This window comes from Xanthomonas arboricola (assembly GCF_003353015.1).
In the GTDB taxonomy this organism is placed as follows: Bacteria; Pseudomonadota; Gammaproteobacteria; order Xanthomonadales; family Xanthomonadaceae; genus Xanthomonas; species Xanthomonas arboricola_E.
Genome location: NZ_QREM01000009.1, coordinates 1,068,042 through 1,094,370, shown reverse-complemented (window position 1 = coordinate 1,094,370; position 26,329 = coordinate 1,068,042). Strand labels below are relative to the sequence as shown.

Here is a 26,329-nt window from a genome sequence, read left to right as displayed (position 1 = left end):
GCGTAGATCAGCGTGCTGCGCGAGGGCAACACCGGTCAGCGCAGCGACCGTGGCAGCTCGACGACCCACTGACTGCACCGCGCTGGCAGCAACTGCGCGCGGCCACTGCCGACCGCGCACGGGGCGCGGTGGTCGCCGCGACGCTGCAGCGCTGTGCCTTGTTCGTCATCGAACCGGCCAGCGCGCCTGCGCTGCCGCTGCAGCCGAATCCGCGGTTGCGCGGATACCCCCGAGGATCTGGATCGCGGCTTTGGCCGCATCGCGGCCTGGGCCGAGCGGATCGGTGCGATCGCACAACTGCAGGCCTTGATCGGCCTGCCACTCAGCGACCACCGCGATGTGCCGGCGCAGCGGCATCTGTTCGAATGCGGCATGGTCTTCGCCGCCGCACTGTCGCCGCCGGTGCCGTTGCAACTGCGCCAGCTCGACGGCGGCGCGCATGCGGTGTCGCGACACATCGGTGCGTATGCCGGTGTCGAAGACGCACTGGACCTTCTGCTCGCGCAATGGTTACCACACAGCGGCTAAGTCTTGCGCGCCGCGCCGCTGCATTATCTTTACCTTGACGACCCGGAAGCAGTGGCAGAGGCACAGTTGCGTGCAGACATCCGCGTGCCGGTCCAGCCTTCGACCGACGCCGCTGCCGCCGCCTGAGCCGCCACCGGCAGGAACACCATCTGCGGCGGCGGATGCATCAGGAACTGCTGGTGCGAGATATTCCAGGCATATGCGCCGGCCAGCGGGAAGGCCAGGCAGTCGCCCGGTGCCAGCGCGGCAACGTGCTGGTTGCGTGCCAGCACGTCCTTGGGCGTGCACAGCTGCCCGACCAGGGTGACCGGGGTGTCGCGCAGCACCGGGGCATGCGCGCCACGCAGCACACGGAACGGGTGATCGTGGCCTTGCGCGGCCGGGGTGCGGAAGTGGTGGGTGCCGCCGCGGGCGATCGCAAACCACGCGCCGTGGCTGCGCTTGAGGTCCAGCACGTCCATCAGGTACCAGCCGCAGCTGGCACTGACATAGCGCCCCGGTTCCAGCCGCAGGCGCAGCGCCTGGCCATGTTCGCGCAGCAAGCCAGGCAGGCCGGCGCAGAAGCCGGCCCAGTCGAACGAGCATTCCGGCGCCAGATAATCCACCCCGAAGCCACCACCGGCATTCACCCGCAACGGGCCGAGCCCGTAGTGTTGCCGCCACTGCTGCACGGTGCGCAGGTAGGCGGCGATCAGGTGCAGCTGCGCGCCGGCATCGCGCTGGTGCGACATCAGGTGGAAATGGAAGCCTTCCAGCCGCAGCGAGGGGCTGGCCCGCAGGCGTTGCATCGCCGCCTCCAGAGCGTCCGGGTCCAGGCCGAACGGCGAGGGCTGCCCGCCCATCATCAGGCGCGTGCTCTGCGCACCGGGCACGGCGATGTTCATGCGCAGGAACACCGGCACGCAGCGGCCGGCCTGCGCCGCGATGGCGGCCAGGCGTTCCAGTTCGCCCAGGCTTTCCACATGCACTGTGCAGTCGGGCAGTGCGGCGGCCTGCGCCAGTTCGGCATCGAGCTTGCCCGGGCCGCCGAACAGCAACGCGGCCTGGGGTTGCTGCCGATGCAGCCAGGCCAGTTCGCCGCCGGAGGCCGCCTCGAAACCATCCACGTGCGGGGCGAGCGTGTGCAGGATCGGCGGCTCCGCATTGGCCTTGGCCGCGTAGAACAGCTCGCAGTCGGCCGGCAATTGCGCGCGCATCCAGGCCGCGTGTGCATCCAGTGCGGCCAGGTCGTAGACGTAGGCGCACAGCGGGCCATCGCTGTGTTCGCGCACGCTTGGCAGGGCCTGCAGTAGTGCGGCGGTGTCGATGCGCAGGCTCATGCCGCCACCCGCCGTGCCGCCGCGCTGCGTGGAATCGGGTTGGGCAGTGCGGTGTAGTCGGATTGGCGGTCGGCGCGTTGCCACAGCCGCGTGCCCAGGTTGTTCTTGCCGGGCAGCGGCGCACCGTCGAGCAGGCCCTGCAGCGCGGCCTGCGCGCCATGGCGCTGCTGCCAGCGTGCGGCAAGCTCGCCCACGCATTGCCACAGCCGCGCGTCCAGCACGGCATCGCCTTCGCTCAGGTGGAAGATCGCCTCGGCCAGATTGTTGACCAGCGCGCAGTACGCCACGCGATTCCAGCCCTGTTCCGGCGTGTAGTACAGCGATTGCCGCGCGCGTTCGCCCACGCCCTGCAAGCGCGTGGCGGGCCAGTGGTGCGCGAGCAGCTTGGTGCCTTCCAGGTCGCGGATCCACACTCGCGTCGGCCAGCCATCGGCAAACCCGATCACGGTGTTCTGCAGGTGTGGCTCCAACGCAATGCCGTGCTGGAACAGGGCGCTCCATGCGCCATCCAGCAGCAGGCCGGCATAGGCGCGGAACCACAGCAGCGTGGCGGTGTGGCGATCCAGCTGCGTGGTCGTCAAGGCGTGCAACGCAGCAGCACACACGCTGTTGCCCTGCGCATCGCAGGTGAACAGGGCGGCGGCCACCTGCGGCTGCCACCGCGCCCGTTGCGCCGCTGGCAGGGTCTGCCGGTACAGGATGCCGAAGCTCTCCGACAGCGCGCGCGCGGCAAGCGGATCGGCGTCATGCAGGGCCGGATCGACCTGGGCGATCTCCAGCGAGGTCGCCGCCGGCTCCAGCATCACATCGAAGCCCGGTACCTGCGCGGCCAGGGCACGCCAGCTCGGCGCCAGCAGTTCGGTCAGCGCGACCGCACTTTCCAGCTCGTACCAGGCGTTCTTGCGCACGCAGTTGGTCAAGCGCACATGCACCGAGCATTTGAGGAAATAGTCCAGCGCCGGGTGATACAGCGTGCGCACCGAGGAGGTGGGCCGCAGCGCAGCGCCCAGCGCACCGACCGGCGCGATCAGGCCACGCGCCTGCAGGGTGCGCAGCAACGGATCGTCGAGCAGGCGCTGCGCTTCCCACGGGTGGCAGGGATACAGGTCGTCGTCGCCGGAGAGCCGGCGCAGGCTCGCACGCACATCGCGGCCCTGCATGCGCAGCAGCCGTGGGTCGATGCGGAACCAGAACAGCTGGAACGCGGCACGCGCTTCTGGCGCGCAGGCCAGCACCTGCGCCAGGTCGACGCCTTCGCGGCTCTTGGGCGTGGGATGCAGGGCATGCCCCCACAGCATCGACTGTTCGGCGTCGATCATCGCCTCGCCGGTCGCGGCGGTGCCCTGTGCCTGGCGCAGCAGGGCGGCAGTGACCGCCACGCTGTTGGCGCTTTGCGCGAGCAGTTCCGGATTGACCGCCTGCGTGCTGCCCAGCGCCTGCAGCAGGCAGCGCGCCAGGGCATGCGCGTCCAGGCTCTGCCACGGTTGGCCCGCGCCCTTGAGGAACGGCGTGGAGGCAAAGCGGCAGCGGCCCAGGCGATCGGCGTAGGCAATGCGCACGCACAGCACACCGGCATCGCCCAGATCGATCCGCAGCCAGCGCTGCTCGGCCACGCGCGGGCCGGGGCGATCCAGGCCGCGATAATCGAAGTCCACCGCGCGTTGCGGAATCGCAAACTCGCGCAGGTAGCAGTTCAACCAGCAACTGCAGGCCTGCGCGTCGGCCATGCTGTCGTACCAGGGGTCATGCATCGTGTGCGGCGACATCGGTCGATCTCCTCGAAGGGAAGCGCACCAGGACGGTGAGCGCAGCGGCCGCCGCAGCCAGCGCGGCAGCCAGGAAGGGGGTGGCAGGGCCGGCCGCCTGGGCCAGCGCGCCGGCAGCGGCACCGGCGAACACGCCGGCCCATTTGCCGCAGGCGTCGAAGCGGCCGAACAGGCGCCCGGCGCCATGCCCGCTGGCGACCAGTGCCAGGCTGCGGTTGAGTCCACGCAGGCCGAACAGCATGCCGAACCCGAACAGCAGCCGCGCCGCGGCCAATGCGATGGCGTCGTGCAACAGCGCCTGCCACAGGCAGGCCAGCGCAAACAGCATCAGGCCGGGCACCAGCCAGGCTGCGCCATCGCCGCGCCGCCACCACGGCAGCACCACCAGGTAGACCAGGTGCGGCAGGCTGTAGAGCAGGCCGGCCAGCGCGTCGTGGCCGGCACCGCGCGCCAGCGCATACGGGATGAAATAGGGGAAGGTCACCACCATCGCGAAGCAGAACAGGAACTGCGCACCCAGCAACGCCGGCCACAGGGCGCTGGCCGGCGTGCTGGTCCGTGCTGACCCCGACGGTGGCGACGCGGCAGCGTCTGCGGAGCGCGTGGACGGCGCAGTGGACGCGGTCGGCCGCGGCGCAGGCCGGTCGGCCGGCAGACGCCAGGTCAGCGCGAACGCCAGCAGCGGCAGCAGCGCAAGCGCGCGATACAGCGACTGCGCCGGGCCGAGCGCCACCGCCAGGCCCAGCAACGCCGGCGCGCTGACCATCGCCAGGCGCGCCGAGTACTGCGTCCAGTCGAGCGCGCGCGCCAGCGGGCCGGCCTGCGGCTGGCTGGCCAGGTACGCATTGGCCGCCGCCAGCGAGCCGCCGCAGGTGCCCTGCACGATCAGCCCGATCACCAGCCAGCTCAGCGACGGCGCAAAGCCGGCGATCGCAAAGCCCAGCGCCAGGCCCAGCTGCGCGCGCAACAACGAACGCTTGCGTCCATAGCGGTCGGCCAGGCGTCCCCAGGTGCCGGCCGTCAACGCGGTGCACAGCGTCGGCAATACGTACAGCACACCGCTCCAGCCAACCGCCGCCGAAGGCGCCAGTTCGGCCAGCACCTGCGGCAGAAACAACGGCATGCCCAGTGCGGTGAAGGCGGCCAGGTAGTGCGCCGCCAGCACCGGGCCCAGGATGCGCTTCATCGCGGGGCACCCGCCTGTTGGCGCGGCATCTGCTGTGCGCCAGCGAAGGCGTCGCCGAAGGGATTGGGCGCGCTATCGCCATAGAACTTGTTGATGTCGCTTGCGCCGGTGAGCTGTTTGCTGAGCAGGCTGCCGGCACTGAGCAGGTACTTCACCGGCAGCCGCGGTGCGGCCAGCAGGCGGCGTGCGGGACCGGTGTCGATGCCGTCGCGGTCCAGCTGCGTCAGCGTCGCTGCAAGCTGCGTCTGCAGCTGCGCATACAGCGGCGCGCGTAGCGCGGGCTGCCATTCGGCCAGGCCTTCCAGCACCGCCTGCAGGTCCAGTTGCAGCACGATGGTGCAGAACATCTGAGCCAGTGCCTGCGGCTGGTCCACCGCGATGCGCGCATCGTGCAGCGGGCCCAACGCGTCCAGATCCGGCAGCTGTGCGCGCAATTGCGGCAGTGCAATGCGTGCGGCGTCGTTGTCCTTCATCAGCAGCCGCGTCGCCTGGCCATCGGCATACACCAGCACGCTGTTCTGCTGATTGGCTTCCAGCGCGATGCCATAGCGCAGCCACAGGCGCAGATGCACCGCCAGCATCAGCGCGGTGTACTCACTCCACCAGCCGAGTACATTGCCGTGCGCAAAGCGCTCGGCCAGATGGATCGCCATCGGCCGTCCGTCCGGCAACAACGCGCACAGCGCGGCCACCGGCACCAGCGTGGCGTCGTCCAGCGGGGGATAGCGTCGCAGCAGAAAGGCCAGGTGACGGGTGTCACCCACGTGCCCGCCCTGCGATTCGTCCACGAACACGCAGCGGCCGCGCAGGGCCGGATCCAGCGCATCGATGCGGCGCAGTGCACGCTCCAGCCAGTGGCCGTCGTACAGCGTGGACGGCTTGATCAGACGCAGGTTGAGCGCGCCCAGCGTGCGCATCGGAATCGGCAACTTGAGATGCAGCTGTGGATGCTGCAGCGGTACCAGCGTGCGCACCGACAGGGTGGGGCGTACGTCCAGCCAGGCCTGCGGCGCGCGCAGGCTGCCTGCCGGCAGCGCAAACCCGTCCTGTTCCAGCCGCGCCCACACCAGCGGATGCACCGGCCAGGCGACATGCGTGTCGGCCAGCTCGGGCGGCAGGCCCAACGCGGCGAAGTCCGGCCACACCTCTGCCGACGCGGCGCCGGTGCAGCTGACCTGCGCACGCGGGATCGCCAGCCAGCGCAGCGCAAAGGTGGGCGCGAACTCGGGCGCGTAGTCGCGCAGTTCCGAGGCATCCAGCCCGGCCTTGGCGCGTGCGGTCGGATAGAACGGATGGTCGCGGTAGCTGGCCAGTTGATCGCAGCGGTATGCACGCTCGGCTGCATCGGCATGCTGCAATGCATTGAGCAGCGCAGGCGCCTGTGCATCAAAGGCCTGGCGCGCCAGGCCCAGGTGGGCGGCGGCGCACTCGGCTTCTTCGGCATAGACGCGATGCAGCTGTTGCGTCTCCACGTCCAGTTGCGCGCTGATGCGCTGCAGCCAGGCCTGCGCACCGCGTTCGACATGTGCACCATCGGCGCTCTGCACGATCCAGCTGTCGCCGCAGGCACTGATGTCCTGCAGATAGCCCTGCCGATGGATCGGCAACCACAGCGTGCCATCGGGCAGATGCGCGATGCGCCACCAGCCCTCCACCGGGCTGGGGTCGGTCCATGCCGCCAGTACGCTTGTGTCGGGTATGGCGGTGCTGCCGCGCGTGGCGATCCCGCGCAGGTCCTCGCGCAGGCAGGCATCGATGATGCGGGTGGCGATATAGCGTTGGTCGGCGGCGCTGCTCATGCGCGCAGCTCCGCGCCGTCGATGCGCCATTGCAGTCCCGCTTCGGCGTGCACCACCGCCTGTTGCAGTGCCTGCGCATCGCTGGCCACCGCGCTCAGCACACCCAGGTAATCCTTGTTGGAATGGCTCAAGCGGATGCGTTCGCCGGGTGCGCGCATGCGTCGGTAGTGCACGTCGCTGCGCGCATCGTGGTGGCGGCGGTCTTCGCTGGCGGTCACCAGCTCGCCATCCTGCTCGGCGACGTAGTAACGCAGCAGGGCATGGGCGCGATCGCAGCGCAGCTGCGGCAGCGGCAGGCCCAGATGCGGCGCCAGCGCGGCAGTGAACCATTGCCTGCCGAACATGTCGTCGAGCAGGAATTCGCGGCGGTCGCCGATGCTGCGGTAATTGATTTCCACCAGCACCGGGCCGTCATTGGTGAGGATGAATTCGCTATGGCACAGCCCGAAGCCGACCCCGAAGCCGCGCAGCTGTTGCAGTGCCTGTGCAATCACCGGCGTGTCCACGCGGGCATCCCATTGCGCCTCGCACTCCACGAAATGCGGCGGCGGCGACAGCCGCACCCGGAAGCCGCCCAGCGCCTGCAGGGTGTGGCCGTCGCCCAGCGTTTCCAGCGTGAACAGCGCCCCTTCCAGCATGCCTTCCAGCAACACGGTGCGCTGCGGATGGCGCTGCCACACATCGTCCAGATAGGCCTGCAACTGCGCGGCATCTGCGCAATGGCGCACGTCCAGGCTGGCCACGCCCTCGCGCGGCTTGGCCACCACCGGCCACGGAATGCCGGCCGGCAACGCCGCACCCGGCGCCAGCGTGCAGAACCACGGCGATGGCAAACCGTGCGCACGCAGGCGTTGACGCATCGCCGCCTTGTTCTTGGCCGCATAGCAGACCTGCCAGTCCTTGCCGGGCAGGCCAAGACCCGCTGCAACCAGCGCGGTGCTGGTCTGCAGATGATCGCTGTTGCTGAACACCGCGCGCGGCGATACATCGGCGTCGTGCAGCACATCCAGCACGCCGAGCGGATTGAACACATCGCATTCGATCACCCGTTGCGGCGCATGCTCAGGGTGCTCGCGGAAATGGCTCAGGTGATCAAGCCGGTGGTCGGTCAGCAGCCACACCGGCAGGCCGAGCGCATGCGCGGCCGGCAGGAAGCCTTCGGTGATGGCCGGATGGCAGACATGGGTGAGGATCACCAACGGTGCAGCGGATGTCGCAGTCATGGCAGCTCTCGTTCAACAGGACGGTGGAAAAACCGGTACTGAAACGGGCTGCCTGGCGCCGCGAGGGCGGTGGGTGGCCTGCGATACGGTGATCGCATGCCGCATGCTGCGGCAGGGATGCGTGCCTCATGCACGCAGTAAAGTCTGCGGCGCCCGCCGGTGCGAGCGCCGTTGCGTCAGGCGACCGACGCCCCTGTACCTCGGTCGCGACGGCAGGTGCCGGGTGGAAGGCTTAGAAGGTGTACTCCAGCCCGGCGGTGACGGTGCGCGACGGTGCGGCCTGGCGGCCCCACGGGCTGGTATCCACGCCGCGGAACCAGTACTGCCGATCGAACAGGTTGTTGATCGCCAGCGACGCGCTGAATTTTTGTCCATCGCGTTCGAACAGCGTATGGCTCACCTGCGTGTTCCAGACCCAGTACGACGGCAACTCGCCGACCGAGGCGATGGCGTTCTCCTGCACGGTGTTTGCCGCATCGCTGTAGGCCTTGCTGAAGTAGTAGCTCGACAGTGCGACAGTGGTGTGACCGAGCGTGTAGTTGCCGCCCAGGGTGATCTGGTTGCGCGAGGTGTAAGGCACGCGCAGCCCGCGGAACGCGCCCGATTCCTGGCTGGCATCCAGGTACGCATACCCGGCATTGAGGGTGAGCGCGCGCAGGTTCTCCGGGCTCCATTGCAGTTCCAGCTCGCCGCCCTGATGGCGGGTCTTGCCGAGGTTGCGGAACACGCGCGTGGTGTTGTCCAGCTGGATCTGCTGGTCGAAGTCGATCAGATACGCGCCGAGCTGGATGCGGGTGCGGTCGTTGGGCTGGTAGCGCGTGCCGGCTTCGTAGTTCCAGGCCAGTTCGGCATCCAGGTTGTTGCCGAAGATGATCTGGGTGACCTGCGGCGCCCGCAGCGAACGTTGCCCGTCCGCATAGAAGAACCACTGTGCGTTGGCCTGGAAACCCAGCGTCAGACCAGGCAGGACATCGCGGGTCTGGTTGCGCGTGCGCAGGCCGGTGGCGCGATTGAAATAGCGCGAATCCAGCCGCTCATAGCGCAGGCCCGGGGTGATGGTCAGGCGTTCGTCGGGCAGGGTGATCGCGTTGCTGACATAGGCCGCCAGGGCGCGGTCTTCGAACTGCCAGTCGCGCACGCTGGTGAACAGGCCATCGCGCAGGCGCAGATTGCCGACCAAGAAATCGATGTCCTCGTGCACCGCACGCACGCCGGCGGTCCACTGCTGGCGCACGCCACCGGCATCGCCCATGCTCCAGCTCAGCCGCGGCTCGCTGCCAGCCACGCGGAAGTCGCGCGGTGCGGTCTGGCGCAGTTGCGGCGGCAGGTCCGAACGCCAGGTTTCGGTGGCGGCCTGGCGCATGCCGACGATGAAGTTGCGGCTGCTGCGCGCGCTGAAGTTGGTCCAGGACAACCGCACATCCTGCAGCGGCCCCCAGTCTCCAAACAGCTGCTCATAGCTCAACGATGCGCGCGTGGTACGGCCGTTGAAGCTGTCCAATGGGCGCGTGGACTGGCGTGGGTCGCGCCGGTAGTCGTCCGGGCTGAGCGCGCCGGCCAGGTCCATGTCCACCAGATAGCGCTGCACGCTGGCCTTGAGCAACTTGGTGTCGTCCAGCCACCACTCCGCGCGCACGCGCAGGTTGCTGATGTCGGTATCGCTGCGCGCGCGCCAGTACTCGCCGTAGGTGCGATTGGCATCGACCTGCAGGCCGAAATTGTCGCTGAGGTAGCCGCCGCTGCTGAGCGCGCTGTCCTGCAGGAACTGGCCCTGGCCGCCGGCGGTGACCTTGTGCGCCAGCGTGGTGCTCCATTGGCTGGGGATCTCCTTGCTGACCAGGTTGATCACCCCGCCCACATTGTTCGGCCCGTACTGCACGGCCGCACCGCCGCGCACGATATCGATGCGGTCGATCTGGTTCAGCCCCACCGGAAACAGCGACAGGCTGGTCTGCCCGTACGGTGCCAGCGCCAGCGGAATGCCGTCTTCCAGTACCTGCACGCGGCCACTGCGGCTCTCGTACAGGCCGCGCAGCATCAGCTGCGGCAACGCGCCGGTGCCGGTCTCGTCGAAGATCTTGATGCCCGGCACGCGCTGCAGCGCATCGTCCAGCGAACGGTTGCCGCCATTGCGCAGCTGCTCACGGTCGATCACCTGGCGGCTGCCGGCATAGCGCTGCACGTCGTCGGGTTTGGAGCGCCCGAGCAGGCTGCCTTGCACCTGGATCGTATCCAGCGCGCGGATCGGCGTTTGCGCATCGGTGGCCGCCGCATCCGGCGAGTCGATGGCGAACGCCAGCTGCGGCAGGCTCGAGGTGGCCGCAGCGATGGCGATGGTCAGGGCGTGGAAACGGAACGTCGACATCTACGGCGTGCTCCTGCGGGCGGGTGGTGGAGTGGATTCTGCGAAGGTGGCCAGGTGGGCGCGCAGGGCGCGTTGAACCAGCGCGCGGTCTTCGCCGGCAAGCAGCCAGCGCAGGCCGGGCTGCTGCAGCCAGTGCGCGCGTTGCGCATCGGTGCGCGGATTCGGGCAGAACGGCACGTTGGCCGCAGCGCAGTGCGCATGCAGTTGCAGCAGCAGCTCCCACACCTGTGGATGGGTCGGTTGCGGGCCCAGGCCCAGGTCCAGCGCAAGATCCAGCGCGCCCTCCATCACCAGTGCCACGCCGGGCACGGCCAGCATCTGCGGCAGCGCGGCAACGCCTGCGGCACTTTCGATCATCGGCACGATGCGGATATCGCGGTTGGCCTGCGCGATATAGCTGGGCAGGTCGACATTGCCGAAGCCGGTGACGCGCCCGCCGGTGATGCCACGCCGGCCCAGCGGCGGAAACCGCGCCGCGGCGATGGCAGCGGCCAGCTGCGCGGCCGATTCGGCACGCGGAATCACGATCCCGCGCGCGCCGGCGTCCAGCACCCGGCCGATCAGTTTTTCGTCCACCTCCGGCACGCGCACCCAGGCCTCGCAAGCGGACAGCTCGCAGGCGCGGATGGCGTGTTCCAGGTCGTCCGGCGCGCGCAGCACGTGTTCCAGATCGAGCACCACGAAGCCGTAGCCGATGCGGCCCAGCAGCTCGCACACCTGCACGCTTGGCATTGCGTTGAGGACGCCAACCGCAAACGTCATGGATGAGGTCGCCAAGGAAACGGGCGCTCATCCTGCGCCGGATGGGAATGATTATCAAGTGGATTTGGAGGGCAGTTTTCGGTGCCCTGGTCGCAGTTTGATCAATGCACGGGCATGCGCCGTTGCGCACTGAACACGCTGCGCGCAACAAAAAACCCGCCGGCGCTGCCGGCGGGTTCTGGTTTGGTGCAGCACTGCATCGTCCGCCGTGCGGTTACGAGGCCGGTACGCGCAGCGCCCGATACGGCGGCGTGGACATCACCATCTCGGCCAGCGAATAGGCCAGCTCGCGCTCGGCCAGCACGGCGCCGTCGGCGCCATGTTCGAGCAGGTGCTTGACCTCGGTGTCGCTGTGCGCGCGTGCCAGCAGCGTCAGCGACGGATTGATCGCACGCAGCTTGGCCAGCGCCTCGCCGGCTTCCAGCGGCTGCGGGATCGCCAGGATCGCGATCTTGGCATGCTCCGGTCGCGCTTCGGCCAGCACGCGGTCGGCCGCCGCACTGCCGCGGATACCGGGGATGCCGGCCGCATGCGCCTTGGCCACGTGATCGCCGTTGTCGTCGATCACCAGCACCGGCACGCCGCGGCTGCGCAGCAACTGCGCCAGCGCACTGCCCACGCGCCCATAGCCGATCACGATGGCATGGCCGTCCAGCGGCAGCGGCGGGCCGGGCGGCAGCTCCGGCTCCACCTTGGCCGGGGCGTCCTGCGCCTGCCTGGCCTGCCAGCGGTCCAGCCACGAGAACAGGAACGGGTTGGCGATGATCGACAGCAGCGCACCGGCCAGGATCAGGTCGCGCCCGGTTTCCGGCAGGATGGCCAGCTGCACGCCCAGCCCGGCCAGGATGAAGGAGAACTCGCCGATCTGCGCCAGGCTGGTGGAAATGGTCAGCGCGGTGCCGGTGGGGTGGCCGAACGCACGCACGATCACGAACGCGGCCAGCGACTTGCCCAGGGTCACGGTCAGGAACGTGGCCAGCACCTGCCACGGATGCTCGACCAGGATCATCGGGTCGAACAGCATGCCCACCGAGACGAAGAACAACACCGCGAATGCATCGCGCAACGGCAGCGAATCGCTGGCGGCCTTGTGGCTGAGCTCGGATTCCTTCAGCAACATGCCGGCGAAGAACGCGCCCAGTGCGAACGACACCCCGAACAGCGTCGCCGACAGGAACGCCACGCCCAGCGCGATACCGAGCACGGCCAGGGTGAACAGCTCGCGCGAGCCGGTGGCGGCGACCTTTTCCAGCGACCACGGAATCACCCGCCGCCCGACCACCAGCATCACCGCAACGAACGCCACCATCTTGAACAGCGTCAGGCCGAGCGCAGCCAGCAGCGAGGTGGATTCGCCGTCATGCGCCGCTGCCGGCGCGCCGGCGCCCAGCACCTCGGCCAGGGCCGGCAACATCACCAGCGCGATCACCATGACCAGGTCTTCGACGATCAGCCAGCCCACCGCGATGCGGCCGCGCTGGGTTTCCAGCAGGCGACGCTCTTCCAGTGCGCGCAGCAGCACCACGGTACTGGCCACCGACAGTGCCAGGCCGAACACCAGGCCATGCATCAACGGCCAGCCCATGCTCCAGGCCAGTGCCCAGCCGAGCAGCGTGGCGACCACGATCTGCGCCAACGCGCCCGGAATCGCGATCCATTTCACTTCCATCAGGTCGTCGAGCGAGAAGTGCAGGCCCACACCGAACATCAGCAGCATCACGCCCAGCTCGGACAGCTGGTTGGCCATGGTCTGGTCGGCCACGAAGCCAGGTGTGAATGGTCCGACGCAGACACCGGCCAGCAGATAGCCGACCAGCGGCGAGAGTTTCACCTTCTGTGCGAGCGTGCCCAGCACGAAAGCGACCGCGAGGCCGACGGCGATGATGTCGATGAGGCTGGTGTCGTGATGCATTCCAATCCGTTGTGAGAGTGTCCGAGAGAGCGTCGCGGGCGCGACCAGCCAACGGCACTGCGCCGGGCATCGCCTGCGGGCATTGCGTGGTCATGGCTGGTGTCCGGCGCGGGGGAACAGGACCGCGTTGCTGGTCCGGTTGGCCGGACGCCCATAGTACACAGCGCTTGATTAACGTGATGCGACATGCAGCGCCTGCACGCAGGCCGGTACATGCGCCAGACGCCGCGTAACCGCTGCGGCCCGCACGTGCGCGTGCGGGCTGCGACGCAAGTCCGGCACGCCGATTCAACATTGACGACACCGCTTCGCCCCTGCGCAGGGCCGCGGCGCGGCACCGGCCGACAATCCAGACTTCCAGTGGAGCGCCTGCGTCCTTCGGCAGGTCCACGCACGCACCGCCCCTGTTGCGGGCGACGCCACACGAGCCAGGCCATGCATCTCAGCGATTTTGCAACACCCCAGTTCCGCCACGATCCCTATCCGACGTATGCACGCCTGCGTGACGAAGGCCCGCTGGTGCAGGTGGCGGACGGGCGGCTGATGTCCGGCCGCTACGCCGTGGTCGATCGCCTGCTCGGCGATCGCCGGGTCGGCCGCGATTACCTGCAAAGCATTCGGCTGCGTTACGGCGAGGCGGCGGTGCAGCTGCCGCTGTTCCAGGGCATGAGCCGCATGTTCCTGCTGCTCAACCCGCCGCTGCACACGCAGTTGCGCGGACTGATGACGCAGGCCTTCGGTGCGCGGCAGATGGCGTCCATGCGCGAGGTGGCCAGCGATACCGCCGCCGGGTTGCTCGACACCTTCCAGGCCAACGGCCACTGCGACCTGCTGACCGAGTTCGCGTTCCCGCTGCCGATCGCCATCATCTGCCGGATGCTGGACATCGATGCGGCCGATGCCACCGCGCTGAGTCATGCGACCAGCGCGCTGGCAAAGGTCTTCGATCCGATGATGACGGCCGCAGAACTGCAGGCGACCAGTGTTGCCTACGACCAGCTGGCAGCGTATTTCCACGACGTGATCGCGCAACGTCGCAGCGAGGGCGGTGACGATCTGATCACGCGCTTCATCCAGGCCGAGGACAACGGCCGCCGCCTGAGCGATGAGGAAATCGTCTCCAACGTGATCCTCCTGTTCTTTGCCGGCCACGAAACCACCTCCAACATGATCTGCAATGCGCTGGTCGCCCTGCATCGGCATCCGCAGCAATTGCGCCTGCTGCAGGACACCCCGAGCCTGCTGCCCAATGCGGTGCTCGAGTGCATGCGCTACGACAGCTCGGTGCAGATCGCCACGCGCACGGCCTTGCAGGAGTTCGAGATCGAGGGCGTGGCGGTTCCGCAGGGTGCCATGCTGTACCTGATGCTGGGCGCGGCCAATCACGACAGTTTGCAGTTCAGCGACCCGCAGGTGCTGGATATCCGCCGGCAGCAGGGCCGTGCGCTGTCCTTCGGCGGCGGCATCCACCACTGCCTGGGCAACCGGCTGGCGCTGATCGAGATGGAGGCCGCGCTGGCCTGCCTGCTGGCGCGTCTGCCGGCGCTACGGCTGGAGCAGCTCGACACGCTGAGCTGGAACGACCGCGCCAACCTGCGCGGTGTCGACGCGCTGCTCGCCTCCTGGTGAGGTCGTCGGCCACTAGCAGTCAATAAAACCCTGCATGCTGCACGGATGGCGGCCACTGGCGACCATGCCGGCCCACGCACCGTGCGTCATCCGTAGGACCATCGACGGGGCAGGCACCAGTGCGCCAGATGGCAACAGCGTTCGCACCTGTGTCGCGATGCCCACAACGACAAACACCGCCGAGCGATCGGCGGTGTTTGGGTGAGAGATGCGCTGATCGAAACGTGCGATCAGCACGCTGCGATCGAGCGTGGCGACCTAGAACCGATAGGTGACCCGGCCGTACCAGTAGCGTCCGTTGAAGCCGAACGGCGACAGCGATGAGTACTGCAGGCCGCCGGCGCGGTCGTCGTAGGCGGTGGTCAGCTGCGCCTTGGTCGGGTACTGGTTGGTGAGGTTGTCCGCGCCCACGGTGAAGGTGAACGCGTTCCAGGTCTGGCTGGCAGCCAGGTTCAACAGCCAGCGCGCGTCGTAGGTCTGGTCCTGGCTGCCATCGGCCGGGTCGCTGATGCGCTTGATCGATCCGTAGCGGGTGGCGTTGAAGTTCAGCGCAAAGCCGCCCAGCGTCCAGTCTGCCGCCGCCATGTACTTGGTACGCGGGGTGGCATCGGTGAGCAGGCCCTGGCTGGCGCGCCCGAAGTTGGGGTTGGACAGTTCCAGGATCGTGGTCTTGTTGTAGTTGGCGCTGGCGCTGAGGTTGAGCTTGCCGTAGCTGCCCAGGTCGGCGAGATAGCTGTTGATCCAGTCCACGCCACGGGTGCGGCTGGTGGCGCCGTTGACGAAGAACTGCACCGCGGCCACCTGGCCGATCGGCTGCGCCAGCTGCAGCTGGTCCGAATACAGGATCTGGTCCCAGATGCGGATCTGGTAGACGTCCAGGCTGGAGGTGAAGTTGGCCGTTGGCTGCCACACGCCGCCCAGGCCGTAGTTGGTGGATTTTTCCGGGCTCAGCGGGCCGGCGCCCAGCGCCACCGCGACCGGGTCGGAGGTGCGGTAGGTGCCGACCTGCACCAGCTCGCCGTTCTGGATCAGCGTCACCACCGAGGCGTAGTTCTGCTGCGCCAGCGACGGCGCGCGGAAGCCGTTGGAGATGGTGCCGCGCAGCGAGAAGGTATCGCTGAAGGCGTAGCGCGCCGACAGCTTGCCCGAGCGCGTGGAGCCGGCGTCGCTGTAGTTTTCGTAGCGCCCGGCGATGCCGCCGGACAGCTTGTCGGTGATGTCCGCCTCCAGGTTGGCGTAGACCGCATTGCTGTGGCGGCCGAACTTGCCGGCCACCGACGGCTCCAGCCCGGAGAACACCTGGGCGCCGCCCGGATACGGTGTGCCGTCGTCGGGATTGATGGTGTTGGGATCGAAGAAGTACGACGCCGGCGAGCCGGCGGTGATCTGGTAGCGGTCCTGGCGATGCTCGGCGCCGAAGGCCACATTGACCGGATACGCCAGGCCCCAGTCGAAGGACTTGTTGACGTCCAGGTTGAGCGTGCCCTGCTCGGTTTCGAAGCCGCCGGAATTGAAGGTGGTCGGCGAGCTGCCGGTGCTGTAATACAGGTTGGTATTGATGCTGTTGAGGATGTTGAAGTTCATGTCGTTCTTGCCGTAGGTGGCCGACATGTCCCAATTCCACTCGCTCTCGGTGCTGCCCTTCAGGCCCAGCACCGCCGAGCGGTCGTTGGTGGGGTTGTAGATCTGCGGCAGGAAGCCGTTCGGGTAGATCGCCTGCACGTTGCGCGCGGTGTTGTCGGCCGCGCGGTAGTAGCCGTTGGAGGTGACCTCGCGCCGGCTCATGCTGAGGTGGCCGTACAGCTCCAGGTTCGGCGAGAACGCATAGCCGAACGCGGCCAGCCCCTGGTAGAACGTGGAGGCCGGGTCGCCGTGGCGCTGGTAGGGAACGCCGCCCGGGTTGGGCGTGCCCGGCACGGTGGTGGCGCGGTTGGTGTTTTCGCCGCGGTTGGTGCTCATGGTGTTCTGGTAGTTCCACGACAGCCGCACCCAGCCCGGAGCGGTATCGCCGCCGCTGCCGCCGAACGGCAGGCCGACCGAGCCGTCGATGCCGTTCTGCTCGCCATCGCCCTTGTCCATGATGCCGCCATTGATCGACACGCTATTGCTGCCGGCATCGGCGCCATGCTTGAGCACGATATTGACCACGCCGGCGATCGCATCGGAGCCGTACTGGGCCGAGGCGCCGTCGCGCAGCACCTCGATGCGCGCGATCGCCGACATCGGCAGCGAGTTCAGATCGGCCGGTGCCGAACCGCGCCCGACGTACGGGTTGTAGTTGATCAGCGAGGAGGTGTGATAGCGCTTGCCGTCGACCAGCACCAGCACCGCATCCGGCGACAGCCCGCGCAGCGTGGCCGGGCGCGCGGCATCGTTGCCGTCGGAGATTGCCGGGCGCGGGAAGTTCAGCGAGGGCAGCAGCTTGCCCAGCGCGGTGGCGATGTCGGTGGCGCCGGTGGCCTGCAGCGACTGCTCGGTGATGATGTCGATCGGCGACTCGGATTCGGCCACGGTACGGTCGCTGACGCGCGTGCCGGTGACGATCAGCGTATCCAGGGTTTTCTGCGGCTGGTCAGGCTGCGATTGCGCACTGGCGGCAAACGTACAGACGGTGAGCGCGACCGAGATCGCAAGCGAGAGTGCGTTGGAGGTGTGCATGGGAATGGAGACTCAAGGGTGATGATGGACGCAGCACTGCGCTGCGCGTAGTGCGGGGGAAGGGGACGGGGGACTGCGTGATCCGTGGCGCCTGCACGCAGCGCGTGGGCGCTGGCGGGATGGCGGGCACGGCAAGGACAACGGACTGCGACGCAGCGTCTGCTGCATGGCGCATCCTTGCGAAAGAAGGGGGAACTCGCCCTGTCGCGACCATCGGATAGGGCAAGCGATGCTGCGGGAGTGACGCCTGCTCTCAGCGACGCAGGACGCGACGATCGAGGTGCCGGTCGTTGCCGACCGGCACGTGGCGATTTACCACTTGTAGTTCACGTTGGCATACACCAGCGCACCGTTGAAACCGAACGGCGAGGCGCTGCTGTAGGGCAGGTAGTTGCGCGTGCCCAGGCCGGCTTCCTGGCGGTCCGGATATTCGTTGAGCACGTTGTCGCCGCCGACGGTGAAGTTCCACGCGCCCAGCTTGTAGGACGCGGCCAGGTCCAGCGTCCACTTGGCCGCATAGGTCTGGTCGCTGCCGGCGTTGGTGCCGAAGGTGGTGAACTCGCCCCAGCGCGTGGCGGTGCCGGTGAACGACCAGTTGCCCGGCGACCAGGTACCACCCAGGAAGAACTTGTCGCGCGGCGTGCCTTCGGTGATCCGGCCCAGCTCCGCGCGGCCGATGCGCACGGTGCCCGGGGCGATCGCTTCCAGCGCGGCGGGGTTGTCGGCGACCCGTTCCACCTCGGTCTTGTTGTAGTTGTAGCCGGAGGTCAGCTCGACGCTGCCGCCGTCCAGGTTCCAGCGATAGGTACCGACTGCATCCACGCCCTGCGTCTTGGTATCCACCGCATTGGTGAAGTAGCGCCCGCCGCCGATACCGGGAAAACCATTGGCCTGCAGGTAGCCGCGGACTTGGTCAGAGGTCAGGTTCTCCGACAGCACGATGCGGTCGTCGATATCGATGCGATACGCATCGACCGTGATGTACAGGTTTTCGACCGGCTGCAGCACCACGCCAAGCCCGTAGTTGTTGGATTCCTCGGCCTTCAACGGCTCGGCGCCCAGTGCGATGGCCGCCGGGTTGTCGGTGCGGAAGGTGCCGATCTCGAACGGGATCGCGGAGGTCGTGCCGTTGGGCTGGGCCACGTTGAGGAACTGCGTGGCGATCGACTGGAAGTTCTGCTGCTGCAACGACGGTGCGCGGAAGCCGGTGGAGGCGGTGGCACGCAGCGCGATCTTGTCGGTGAACGCATAACGCAAAGACAGCTTGCCGGTGGCGGTATCGCCGAAGTCGCTGTACTTCTCGTAGCGCCCGGCCAGGCCGGCGGAGAACTTGTCGGTCAGATCCGCTTCCAGGTCCACATAGGCCGAGTGGCTGTTGCGGTTGTAGTAACCGGCATCGGAGAGCTTGAAGCCCGGAAATACCTGTGCGCCCGGGATCAGCGTACCGGCCGCCGACGGAATGCCGCCGTTGGCCGAGGATGCCGCGTCGCCGGGCGACTGGTTGAACTTCTCGCCGCGCCATTCCGCACCGAAGGCCAGCGTGACCGGATAGGCCAGGCCCCAGTCCAGGGTCTTGGTGAAGTCGGCGTTGAGCACGTTCTGGGTCACTTCCAGCGTACCGGCGTGGAAGTCGGTCGGGCTGGCCAGCCCTAAGCTGTTGTTCAAGCTGTTGCGCACATCGAAGGTGAGATTGTTCTGGCCGTAGTTGTAGCTCAGATCGATGTTCAGGCCGCCTTCGGTGGAGGTCTTCAAGCCGCCGACCCAGGACACGTCCTTGCTGACGTTGTAGATCTGCGGCAGGAAGCCGTCCGGATAGATTTCCGGGCGGTTGCGGGTGTCGCCGGCAAAGCGGAAGTAGCCGTTGGACAGCACCTCGCGGCGGCTGACCATGCCGAACGAGTAGAAGGTCAGGTAATCGGTGGGGCTGTATTCGCCATTGAACGAGATGGCGCCCTGGTCGATGTCCGGATCGCCGTAACGCTGCTCCACGCGGCCGCCGAACGGCAACGCGCGGTTGGTCTGGTCCGAGTGCCCGGCCTGCGCGGCCAAGTGCACCTTGCCGGTGCCGGCAAAGCTGAAGCCGGCATCGCCGGACAGCTGATACTGCTCGCCGTCGCCGGCGCTGTACTTGCCGTAGCGGCCGTTGACGCTGCCGCCTTCGCCGCTGCCCTTGAGCACGATGTTGATCACGCCGGCGATGGCGTCGGAACCGTACTGCGCCGAGGCACCGTCGCGCAGCACTTCGATGCGCTCCACCGCGGCGATCGGAATGGTGTTGAGGTCGGCCGGCGAGGAGCCGCGCCCCTGGGTGTCGTTGAGATTGATCAACGCGGTGCTGTGGTAGCGCTTGCCGTTGACCAGCACCAGCACCTGGTCGGGCGACAGGCCGCGCAGCTGCGCCGGGCGCACGGCGTCCGAGCCGTCGGAGATGGCCGGGCGGGGGAAATTCAACGAGGGGATCGCGCGTGACAGCGCGGTCGCCAGCTCGGTAGTGCCGGTCGATTCCAGCGCCTGCGGCGAGATGATGTCGATCGGCGATGCCGATTCGGCCACGGTGCGATCGGCCACGCGCGTGCCGGTCACGATCAGGGTATCGAGGGTTTTCTGGGCGGGAGCCTGTGACTGCGCGACTGCGCTTGAAGCGGAAAACGACAGTGCAAGAACAACGGCAACTGCGAGTGGACTGGTCTTGCAATTCATGCGGTGACAACTCCGAGTGGGGAACGGATGCATCGCAGGGGCCCCCTTCCCGGGCCGCGTCCGTTGCGGCAGCTGCGGTGCGTTCACAACCATTGACCACGCATAACCCCATGTCAAATTTTGGTTACGTTGCGCGTGCAACCGTCGTCGCGAATATGCTTATGAAAACGGTGCCAGCTTGCACCAGAGTGATGCGTCGCTTGCACCCGACCTGCTGCCGTGCGGGTTTGTTTGCACCATCATGGACATGGATAGCAGTTATGAAACTTCTGCATCAGGACATGATCTGCAGCGCATCCACGCTGCATTGCGCAGCAGTGCACCCCCCTTGGAGCTGGTTGCCATTGAATCGAACGCGTGTGCAGCCTCATCGCTCGGGCGGTGCAGGCGCACGGCGCAGCGAGCTGTCGCGGTACGGCCATCGGCGCTTTGCCGATCGTCCGCGTGGTGCATGAGCCATGTGCTGTGAAGTTGTCGCGCCCACCATGCGCGAATGTAGGGTGATGCAACGCGTGCCTGTCGGCGGCGTGAGAGCTGTTGCGCTGCTTGCGCGCAGGGCAGTGGTGGCGATAGCGCCGCAGCGCATGACGCATCGATGCCCGCGGCTGGATGGCTGCCGCAAGAAAACACCATGCAGTGCAGCCACAACGCACACGCCCCGGGCAGGCCGGGGCGTGTGGTCAGGTGTCGCGGGATGGAACCGTGCGGCGTGCGTCAGCCGTAGTGCCTGTCGACACCGCCGCAAGGTGCATCGCCGTCTTACCAGCGATAATTGATGCGGCCGTATACGTAGGCACCGTTGAAGCCGAACGGCGACAGGTTGCTGTACGGGAACTGCCCGCTGGTGGAGTTGGCGAAGTTGTTCTCGTCCGGGTATTCGTCCAGCAGGTTGTCCGCACCCAGCGTCAGCGTCCAGCGATCGATCTTGTAGCTGGCCGAGGCATCCACCACCCACTTGGCGCCGAAGGTCTGGTCGTTGATCGCCGCGGCCGGACGCGTGCTGTATTTGCCATAGCGCGTGGCACCCAGTGCCAGCGTCCAGTGCTCCAGGTTCCAGCTGCCGTTGAGCAGGAACTTGTCGCGCGGGAAGCCTTCCTCGATGCGGCCGCGTTCGGTGCGGTCGATGCGCTCCAGGCTCAGTCCGTTGGCCGACAACGCGGCCGGATTGGCAGCGACGCTGCGCACCTCGGTCTCCGAATAGTTGTAGCCGGCGGTCAGGTCGACGCTGCTGGCGGCGAGCTGCCAGCGGTAGCTGCCGACCACGTCCACGCCGCGCGTGCGCGTGTCCACCGCGTTGGTGAAGTAGCGCCCGCCGTTGATGCCGAAGATGCCCTGCGTTTGGAGCAGGTTGCGCACGCCGGTGCCGGTGAGGTTGGACGACAGCACGATGCGGTCGTCCACGTCGATCTGATAGGCATCGATGGTGAGGTAGAGCGCATCGGTCGGCTGCAGCACCAGGCCCAGGCTGTAGGACAGCGAAGTCTCGGCATCCAGCGGCTCGGACCCCAGCGCACGCGCGACGGTGCTGTCGGCCGGGAAGGTGCGGATTTCGAACGGGTTCGGATTGCCGGCCAGGAAAGTGGTGCTGGTGGACTGGAAATACTGCTGCGCCAGCGACGGCGCGCGGAAGCCCGACGCCACCGTGCCGCGCAGCGCGATCCTGTCGGTGAACGCATAGCGGCCGGACAACTTGCCCGAGGCCTGGCTGCCGAAATCGTTGAAGTCTTCGTAGCGCCCGGCCAGGCCGGCGGAGAACTTGTCGGTGAAGTCGGCTTCGATGTCGGCATACAGCGCGTAGCTGTCACGCGAATACTGCCCGGACACGCTCGGCGCGAATCCGCCGAAACCCTGCGCGCCACCGGCCAGCGTGCCGGCCTGGAAGTACGAGCCCACCTCGCCCGGCGACTGGTTCCACTTCTCGTTGCGGTATTCGGCGCCGAAGGCCACCGTCACCGGGTACGCCAGGCCCCAGTCGAAGCCGCGCTTGACGTCCAGGTTGACGATGTTCTGCGTGGTCTCCAGCGCACCGTCATAGAACGAGGTCGGCGAGGTCGGCCCCAGGCTCACGTTGAGCGTGTTGCGGGTGTGGAAGTCGATCCTGTTGTAGCCGTAGTTGTAGCTGGCGTCCCAGTCCCAGCCGCTGGCGGTGGACCCGCGCACGCCGGCCACCAGCGAGCGGTCCTTGGCGTAGGTCTGGATTTCCGGCAGGAAGCCCTGCGGATAGACCGACAGGAGGTTCTGGGTGCTGCCCGGCGCGCGGAAGAACGCGAACGAGGTGATGTCGCGGTTGCTGGCGGTGGCAAAGGCGTAACCGGTGATGCTGTCGCTGAACTGGTATTCGGTATTGAGCGAGGCGGCCTGCGCGTTGACGTCCGGGTCGCCGATCTTGAACGCCTTCTGGCCCACGGCCGGCTGCGAGGCGCTGGGCGCGCCGGCATAGCCGCGCGCACGGTCGGTCGGGTCCTGCTGGTTGAGCTGGGCGGCCACGTGCAGCCAGCCGCGGTCGTTGCCGTACGCCACGCCGGTGTCGCCGGACAGCTCGTAGTTGCTGCCGTCGCCGGCCGAATACTGGCCGAAGCCTGCCTGCAGGCTGCCGCCCTTTTCCGCGCCCTTGAGCACGATGTTGACCACGCCGGCGATGGCATCGGAGCCGTATTGCGCCGAGGCGCCGTCGCGCAGCACTTCCACGCGCGCGATCGCCGCCACCGGAATGGTGTTCAGGTCCACCGCCGCGGCGCCGCGGCCGATGGTGCCGTTGAGGTTGAGCAGCGAGGAGGTGTGGCGGCGCTTGCCGTTGACCAGCACCAGCACCTGGTCCGGCGACAGGCCGCGCAACTGCACGGGGCGGATCGCGCTGGTGCCGTCGCTCAGCGCCGGGCGCGGGAAGTTCAGCGACGGCAGCGCACGCGCCAGCGCGGTGGCCAGTTCCGGGGTGCCGGTGGCCTGCAGCGACTCGGCGCTGATGATGTCGATCGGCGACTGCGACTCGGCCACGGTCCGGTCGGACACGCGGGTGCCGGTGACGATCACGGTATCCAGGGTGTTGGCGGTGGCTGGCGCGGTGTCCTGCGCCAGGGCAGGAGAGGCAAGCAGTGCAGCGACCACGGCGGTCGCAAGGCAGGACAGGGGGATGTTCATGACAACTCCGAAAACGGCGGCCCGAGCGGGGCCAACTAGACTGGGCGGATGGCGATCACGGGCGTGCGAAGCGCGGGTGGCGTCCAACCTGAAGGCGCTAATTATTCGTTAACGCTAGAATGGCGTCGCAGGAGTGCTGCTCATCTGCTCATTCCTTTTCGTTCTATCGGACTGTCCATCAATGATTTCCCTGCGCAACTTCTCCATGCGACGCGGCGAGCGTCTGCTGTTGTCCAACGTCGACCTGACCATGCATGCCGGCTACCGCGTCGGCGTGGTGGGCCGTAACGGCACCGGCAAGTCGAGCCTGTTCGCCGCGGTCAAGGGCGAGCTGGAGGCGGACAAGGGCGATGTCGACCTCCCCGGCAAGGTGCGCACCGCCAGCGTCTCGCAGGAAACCCCGTCGCTGCCGGATCCGGCGCTGTCGTTCGTGCTGGGCGGCGACATCGAGGTCTCGGCGATCCTGCAGGAAGAGGCCGCGGCCACCGCGCGCGAGGACTGGGAAGCGGTTGCCAATGCGCACCAGAAGATGGCCGAACTCGGCGCCTACGATGCCGAGGCGCGCGCCGGCAAGCTGCTGCACGGCCTGGGCTTCCCGGCCGACACCCATCACCGCGCGGTGTCCTCGTTCTCCGGCGGCTGGCGCGTGCGCCTGAACCTGGCACGCGCGCTGATGATGCCCAGCGACCTGCTGCTGCTGGACGAACCGACCAACCACCTGGACATGGACGCGGTGCTGTGGCTGGAGCAATGGCTGCTCAAGTACCCGGGCACCTTGCTGCTGATCTCGCACGACCGCGAGTTTCTCGACAACGTGGCCACCCACACCCTGCACCTGCATGGCGGCACCGCCAAGCTGTATGTCGGCGGCTACACCGATTTCGAGCGCCAGCGCATCGAGCACCTGCGCCAGCAGCAGATCGCCCACGACAAGGAACAGGCCGAGCGCGCGCATCTGCAGAGCTTCATCGACCGCTTCAAGGCGCAGGCCAGCAAGGCCACCCAGGCGCAGAGCCGCATGAAGCGCCTGGCCAAGATGGCCGGCACCGAGGCGGTCCGCGCCGAGCGCGAGTTCCGCATCCAGTTCGCCCAGCCCAATCGGCTGCCGTTTTCGCTGATCCGGTTGAATCATCTACAGGCCGGCTATCCGGCGCCGACCTCCCTTCCCCCGCGTGCGGGGGAAGGGGCCCGAAGGGCGGATGGGGGCGACGCTGCCACGGTCATCCTGCACGATGTCGGTTTCGGCCTGGAAGCAGGCGACCGCATCGGGTTGTTGGGTCCCAATGGCGCGGGTAAGTCCACCCTGGTCAAGACCTTGGTGGGTGAGCTGGCGCCGTTGTCTGGCGAGCGCAGCGCGCATCCGGACCTGCGCATCGGCTACTTCGCCCAGCACACGGTGGAGTCGCTGCACGAGGGCCAGTCGCCGATGGATCACTTCCGCGAGCTGTCGCCGGACGGGTCCAATCAGGCGTTCCGCGATTTCCTGGGTAAATGGAATTTCGCCGGCGACCGCGCATTCGAAGTGGTGGATGGTTTCTCCGGTGGCGAGCGCGCGCGCCTGGCATTGGCGTTGATCGCCTGGCAGCAGCCGAACGTGCTGCTGCTGGACGAACCGACCAACCATCTGGACCTGGAAATGCGCGAGGCGCTGGCCGAAGCGCTGAGCGACTTCGAAGGCGCCATCGTGATGGTCTCGCACGACCGCCATCTGATCGGCCTGGTCTGCGACAGTTTCTGGCGCGTGGCCGATGGCGTGGTCGAGCCGTTCGCTGGCGATCTGGACGAATACGCCGCCTGGTTGCGCAGCCGTCCGGCCGCGCAGGGCACCAAGCAGAAGATGGCCGAAGTCGCGCCGACCCCGCCACCGCCGACCAAACCGCTGCCTCCGAAGAAGGCGGTCAACCCGCACAAGCTGGCCAGCGCCGAGAAGCGCGTGGGCGAGCTGGAAGCGGCGCTGGCGGCGCTGGACCGCGAACTGGCCAACCCCGGCAACTATGCCGACAGCGAGAAGATGGCGGTGCTGGGCCGCGACCGCGAGGCGACGGCGCAGCAGCTGGCCGCAGCGGAAGCGGCGTGGATGGAGTTGATCGAGGGGGTGTAGGAGCGGGGTCGCGGTGATGGGGCTGGTGATGGTGCCTGTTGATCGCTGGTGCAAGAGGGCGTAGGTGATGGAAGTAGGCTTCGCGCCCGTACCCTCATCCGGCGCTACGCGCCACCTTCTCCCAGCGGGAGAAGGGAGCAAGCCGCAGCTCTGGTGACAAGCCCCTCTCCCGCAGGGAGAGGGGTTGGGGTGAGGGTACGACGGCAGACAGCCATCTCGATGGAAGGGCTAGGTGAGGTGCGGCGCAGCCATCTCACAAGAGGCTGCGTCGCGTGCACGCAGGCAACCGGCCCGGGAACGCATCCAGCGTCACCCCGGCGTTTGCTCCACCAACAACCACGCAAGAAACCTCCGCCCAGCCTCGCTCTCCGCCCGCGAGCGCAGCCGTGTCAGCCAGTAACGTCCAGCGTCGATCTGGATCGGAAACGGGCACACCAGGCGCCCGGCATCCAGGTCCTGGCGAAACATCGGCAGCGGCAATAACGCCACACCGATACCAGCCGCCGCCGCGCTGGCCAGTGTCAACGAGGAATCGAACATCGCCCCGCGCGCGGCGACCTCGGCCACGCCTGCGGCGCGAAACCACTGCGGCCATTCGTCCAGGCGGTACGAGCGCAGCAACGGCAACTGCGCCAGGTCGGCCGGCGTGCGCAGGCCGCGCGCCATGCTGGGCGCGCACACCGGCGCAAACGGCGCCTCCATCAGCGCATGGGCGATCTGGCCCTGCCAGTCGCCGTCGCCAAACCGGATCGCCAGATCCAGGCCTTCGCCGGCCAGGTCGACGCGGTTGTTGTGGGTGGACAGGCGCAATTCGATCTCCGGATGCGCCGCATGAAAGGCATCCAGGCGCGGCAGCAGCCAGCCGGTGGCGAAGGTGCCCACCACGCCGACGTTGAGCACCTCGCGATAGCGGCCACCGGCAAAGCGCTCCAGGGTGGCCGCAATGCGGTCGAAGGCCTCGCCCAGCACCGGCGCCAGCGCAGCGCCTTCGTCGGTGAGCGCCACCCCGCGTGGCAGACGGTGGAACAGGCTGGTGCCCAGCTGTTGCTCCAGCGCCTTGATCTGGTGGCTGAGCGCGGCCTGGCTGACGCACAGCTCGCCGGCCGCACGGGTCAGATTCTGATGACGCGCGGCGGCCTCGAAGGCGCGCAAGGCGTTGAGCGGGAGGCGAGGGCGGGGCATGCGCAGAGATTAGTTCAATTCATGCCTGTGATTGAAACATCGCAATAGTCGGTTGCGCCGT

At 67.7% G+C, this 26,329-nt stretch carries 16 protein-coding genes and 1 pseudogene; 4 read left to right on the top strand and 13 right to left on the bottom strand.

Going from position 1 to position 26,329, the window contains the following annotated elements:
- Positions 1 to 6: 6 nt before the first annotated feature.
- Both C0541_RS21405 and C0541_RS15305 read left to right on the top strand, forming a co-directional pair.
- Positions 7 to 231: pseudogene (locus C0541_RS21405) on the top strand (histidine phosphatase family protein); the annotation flags it as partial.
- Positions 154 to 528 carry a GyrI-like domain-containing protein gene (locus C0541_RS15305; protein WP_238601334.1) on the top strand — a complete coding sequence of 125 codons (375 nt, stop codon included), beginning with the start codon at positions 154 to 156 and terminating at the stop codon, positions 526 to 528. The pseudogene C0541_RS21405 and the gene C0541_RS15305, both read left to right, overlap by 78 nt.
- A 29-nt stretch (positions 529 to 557) precedes the next feature.
- Here the strand turns inward: C0541_RS15305 and C0541_RS15300 are convergent, their stop codons facing one another.
- The 8 genes from C0541_RS15300 to ybaL all read right to left on the bottom strand — a co-directional run bounded on the left by C0541_RS15300 (position 558) and on the right by ybaL (position 12,860).
- Positions 558 to 1,847: a type III PLP-dependent enzyme gene (locus C0541_RS15300; protein WP_115049590.1), complete on the bottom strand. Its 1,290-nt coding sequence runs from the start codon at positions 1,845 to 1,847 to the stop codon at positions 558 to 560.
- Entirely contained in the window at positions 1,844 to 3,613 is a 1,770-nt protein-coding gene (locus C0541_RS15295) for an IucA/IucC family protein (protein ID WP_115049588.1), read from the bottom strand. Before C0541_RS15295 ends, C0541_RS15300 begins: the two co-directional genes overlap by 4 nt.
- On the bottom strand, positions 3,591 to 4,799 hold the full coding sequence (locus tag C0541_RS15290; protein ID WP_115049585.1) for an MFS transporter: 1,209 nt from the start codon (positions 4,797 to 4,799) through the stop codon (positions 3,591 to 3,593). The genes C0541_RS15295 and C0541_RS15290 overlap by 23 nt, the downstream gene beginning before the upstream one ends.
- Positions 4,796 to 6,598: an IucA/IucC family protein gene (locus tag C0541_RS15285; protein ID WP_115049583.1), complete on the bottom strand. Its 1,803-nt coding sequence runs from the start codon at positions 6,596 to 6,598 to the stop codon at positions 4,796 to 4,798. Before C0541_RS15285 ends, C0541_RS15290 begins: the two co-directional genes overlap by 4 nt.
- Positions 6,595 to 7,821 (bottom strand): siderophore biosynthesis protein PvsA, encoded by a 1,227-nt coding sequence (locus C0541_RS15280; RefSeq protein ID WP_115049581.1) that lies wholly within the window; start codon positions 7,819 to 7,821, stop codon positions 6,595 to 6,597. The genes C0541_RS15285 and C0541_RS15280 overlap by 4 nt, the downstream gene beginning before the upstream one ends.
- 232 nt (positions 7,822 to 8,053) lie before the next feature.
- On the bottom strand, positions 8,054 to 10,186 hold the full coding sequence (locus tag C0541_RS15275) for a TonB-dependent receptor family protein (protein WP_115049579.1): 2,133 nt from the start codon (positions 10,184 to 10,186) through the stop codon (positions 8,054 to 8,056).
- Positions 10,187 to 10,948, bottom strand: coding sequence for an HpcH/HpaI aldolase family protein (locus C0541_RS15270; protein ID WP_115049577.1), 762 nt, complete (start codon positions 10,946 to 10,948; stop codon positions 10,187 to 10,189).
- A 214-nt stretch (positions 10,949 to 11,162) separates the two neighbouring features.
- Entirely contained in the window at positions 11,163 to 12,860 is a 1,698-nt protein-coding gene (gene ybaL, locus C0541_RS15265; protein ID WP_115049575.1) for a YbaL family putative K(+) efflux transporter, read from the bottom strand.
- A 435-nt stretch (positions 12,861 to 13,295) separates the two neighbouring features.
- Between ybaL and C0541_RS15255 the strand changes: the two genes are divergently transcribed.
- Positions 13,296 to 14,489, top strand: a complete 1,194-nt coding sequence (locus C0541_RS15255) for a cytochrome P450 (RefSeq protein ID WP_115049573.1) — start codon at positions 13,296 to 13,298, stop codon at positions 14,487 to 14,489.
- A gap of 12 nt (positions 14,490 to 14,501) precedes the next feature.
- On the opposite strand, the gene C0541_RS20785 is transcribed toward C0541_RS15255, so the two are convergent.
- The 4 genes from C0541_RS20785 to C0541_RS15240 form a co-directional block, all read right to left on the bottom strand.
- Positions 14,502 to 14,726: a hypothetical protein gene (locus C0541_RS20785; RefSeq protein WP_153064993.1), complete on the bottom strand. Its 225-nt coding sequence runs from the start codon at positions 14,724 to 14,726 to the stop codon at positions 14,502 to 14,504.
- Positions 14,727 to 14,747: 21 nt separating this feature from the next.
- Positions 14,748 to 17,147, bottom strand: a complete 2,400-nt coding sequence (locus C0541_RS15250; protein WP_115049572.1) for a TonB-dependent receptor plug domain-containing protein — start codon at positions 17,145 to 17,147, stop codon at positions 14,748 to 14,750.
- Between the two features lie 312 nt (positions 17,148 to 17,459).
- Positions 17,460 to 19,847, bottom strand: coding sequence for a TonB-dependent receptor plug domain-containing protein (locus C0541_RS15245; protein ID WP_115049570.1), 2,388 nt, complete (start codon positions 19,845 to 19,847; stop codon positions 17,460 to 17,462).
- Positions 19,848 to 20,606: 759 nt separating this feature from the next.
- The gene (locus C0541_RS15240) at positions 20,607 to 22,985 is read right to left on the bottom strand and encodes a TonB-dependent receptor plug domain-containing protein (RefSeq protein WP_115049568.1); all 2,379 of its coding nucleotides are present in this window, start codon (positions 22,983 to 22,985) and stop codon (positions 20,607 to 20,609) included.
- A 181-nt stretch (positions 22,986 to 23,166) separates the two neighbouring features.
- On the opposite strand from C0541_RS15240, the gene C0541_RS15235 reads away from it, so the two are divergent.
- A complete protein-coding gene (locus tag C0541_RS15235) occupies positions 23,167 to 25,086 on the top strand; it encodes an ABC-F family ATP-binding cassette domain-containing protein (protein ID WP_115049566.1) in 1,920 nt (639 codons plus the stop codon).
- 309 nt (positions 25,087 to 25,395) lie between these two features.
- On the opposite strand, the gene ampR is transcribed toward C0541_RS15235, so the two are convergent.
- Positions 25,396 to 26,268, bottom strand: a complete 873-nt coding sequence (gene ampR, locus C0541_RS15230) for a LysR family transcriptional regulator AmpR (RefSeq protein WP_115049564.1) — start codon at positions 26,266 to 26,268, stop codon at positions 25,396 to 25,398.
- Positions 26,269 to 26,329 lie beyond the last annotated feature (61 nt).

Bases quoted from the DNA above. Each gene is read 5' to 3' on its own strand.
- C0541_RS15235 (WP_115049566.1), top strand. From the start codon at position 23,167: ATGATTTCCCTGCGCAACTTCTCCATGCGACGCGGCGAGCGTCTGCTG.
- C0541_RS15275 (WP_115049579.1), bottom strand. From the start codon at position 10,186: ATGTCGACGTTCCGTTTCCACGCCCTGACCATCGCCATCGCTGCGGCC.
- C0541_RS15290 (WP_115049585.1), bottom strand. From the start codon at position 4,799: ATGAAGCGCATCCTGGGCCCGGTGCTGGCGGCGCACTACCTGGCCGCC.
- C0541_RS15240 (WP_115049568.1), bottom strand. From the start codon at position 22,985: ATGAACATCCCCCTGTCCTGCCTTGCGACCGCCGTGGTCGCTGCACTG.
- C0541_RS15280 (WP_115049581.1), bottom strand. From the start codon at position 7,821: ATGACTGCGACATCCGCTGCACCGTTGGTGATCCTCACCCATGTCTGC.
- C0541_RS15250 (WP_115049572.1), bottom strand. From the start codon at position 17,147: ATGCACACCTCCAACGCACTCTCGCTTGCGATCTCGGTCGCGCTCACC.
- C0541_RS15270 (WP_115049577.1), bottom strand. From the start codon at position 10,948: ATGACGTTTGCGGTTGGCGTCCTCAACGCAATGCCAAGCGTGCAGGTG.
- ybaL (WP_115049575.1), bottom strand. From the start codon at position 12,860: ATGCATCACGACACCAGCCTCATCGACATCATCGCCGTCGGCCTCGCG.
- C0541_RS15255 (WP_115049573.1), top strand. From the start codon at position 13,296: ATGCATCTCAGCGATTTTGCAACACCCCAGTTCCGCCACGATCCCTAT.
- C0541_RS15295 (WP_115049588.1), bottom strand. From the start codon at position 3,613: ATGTCGCCGCACACGATGCATGACCCCTGGTACGACAGCATGGCCGAC.
- C0541_RS15285 (WP_115049583.1), bottom strand. From the start codon at position 6,598: ATGAGCAGCGCCGCCGACCAACGCTATATCGCCACCCGCATCATCGAT.
- C0541_RS15300 (WP_115049590.1), bottom strand. From the start codon at position 1,847: ATGAGCCTGCGCATCGACACCGCCGCACTACTGCAGGCCCTGCCAAGC.
- ampR (WP_115049564.1), bottom strand. From the start codon at position 26,268: ATGCCCCGCCCTCGCCTCCCGCTCAACGCCTTGCGCGCCTTCGAGGCC.
- C0541_RS15245 (WP_115049570.1), bottom strand. From the start codon at position 19,847: ATGAATTGCAAGACCAGTCCACTCGCAGTTGCCGTTGTTCTTGCACTG.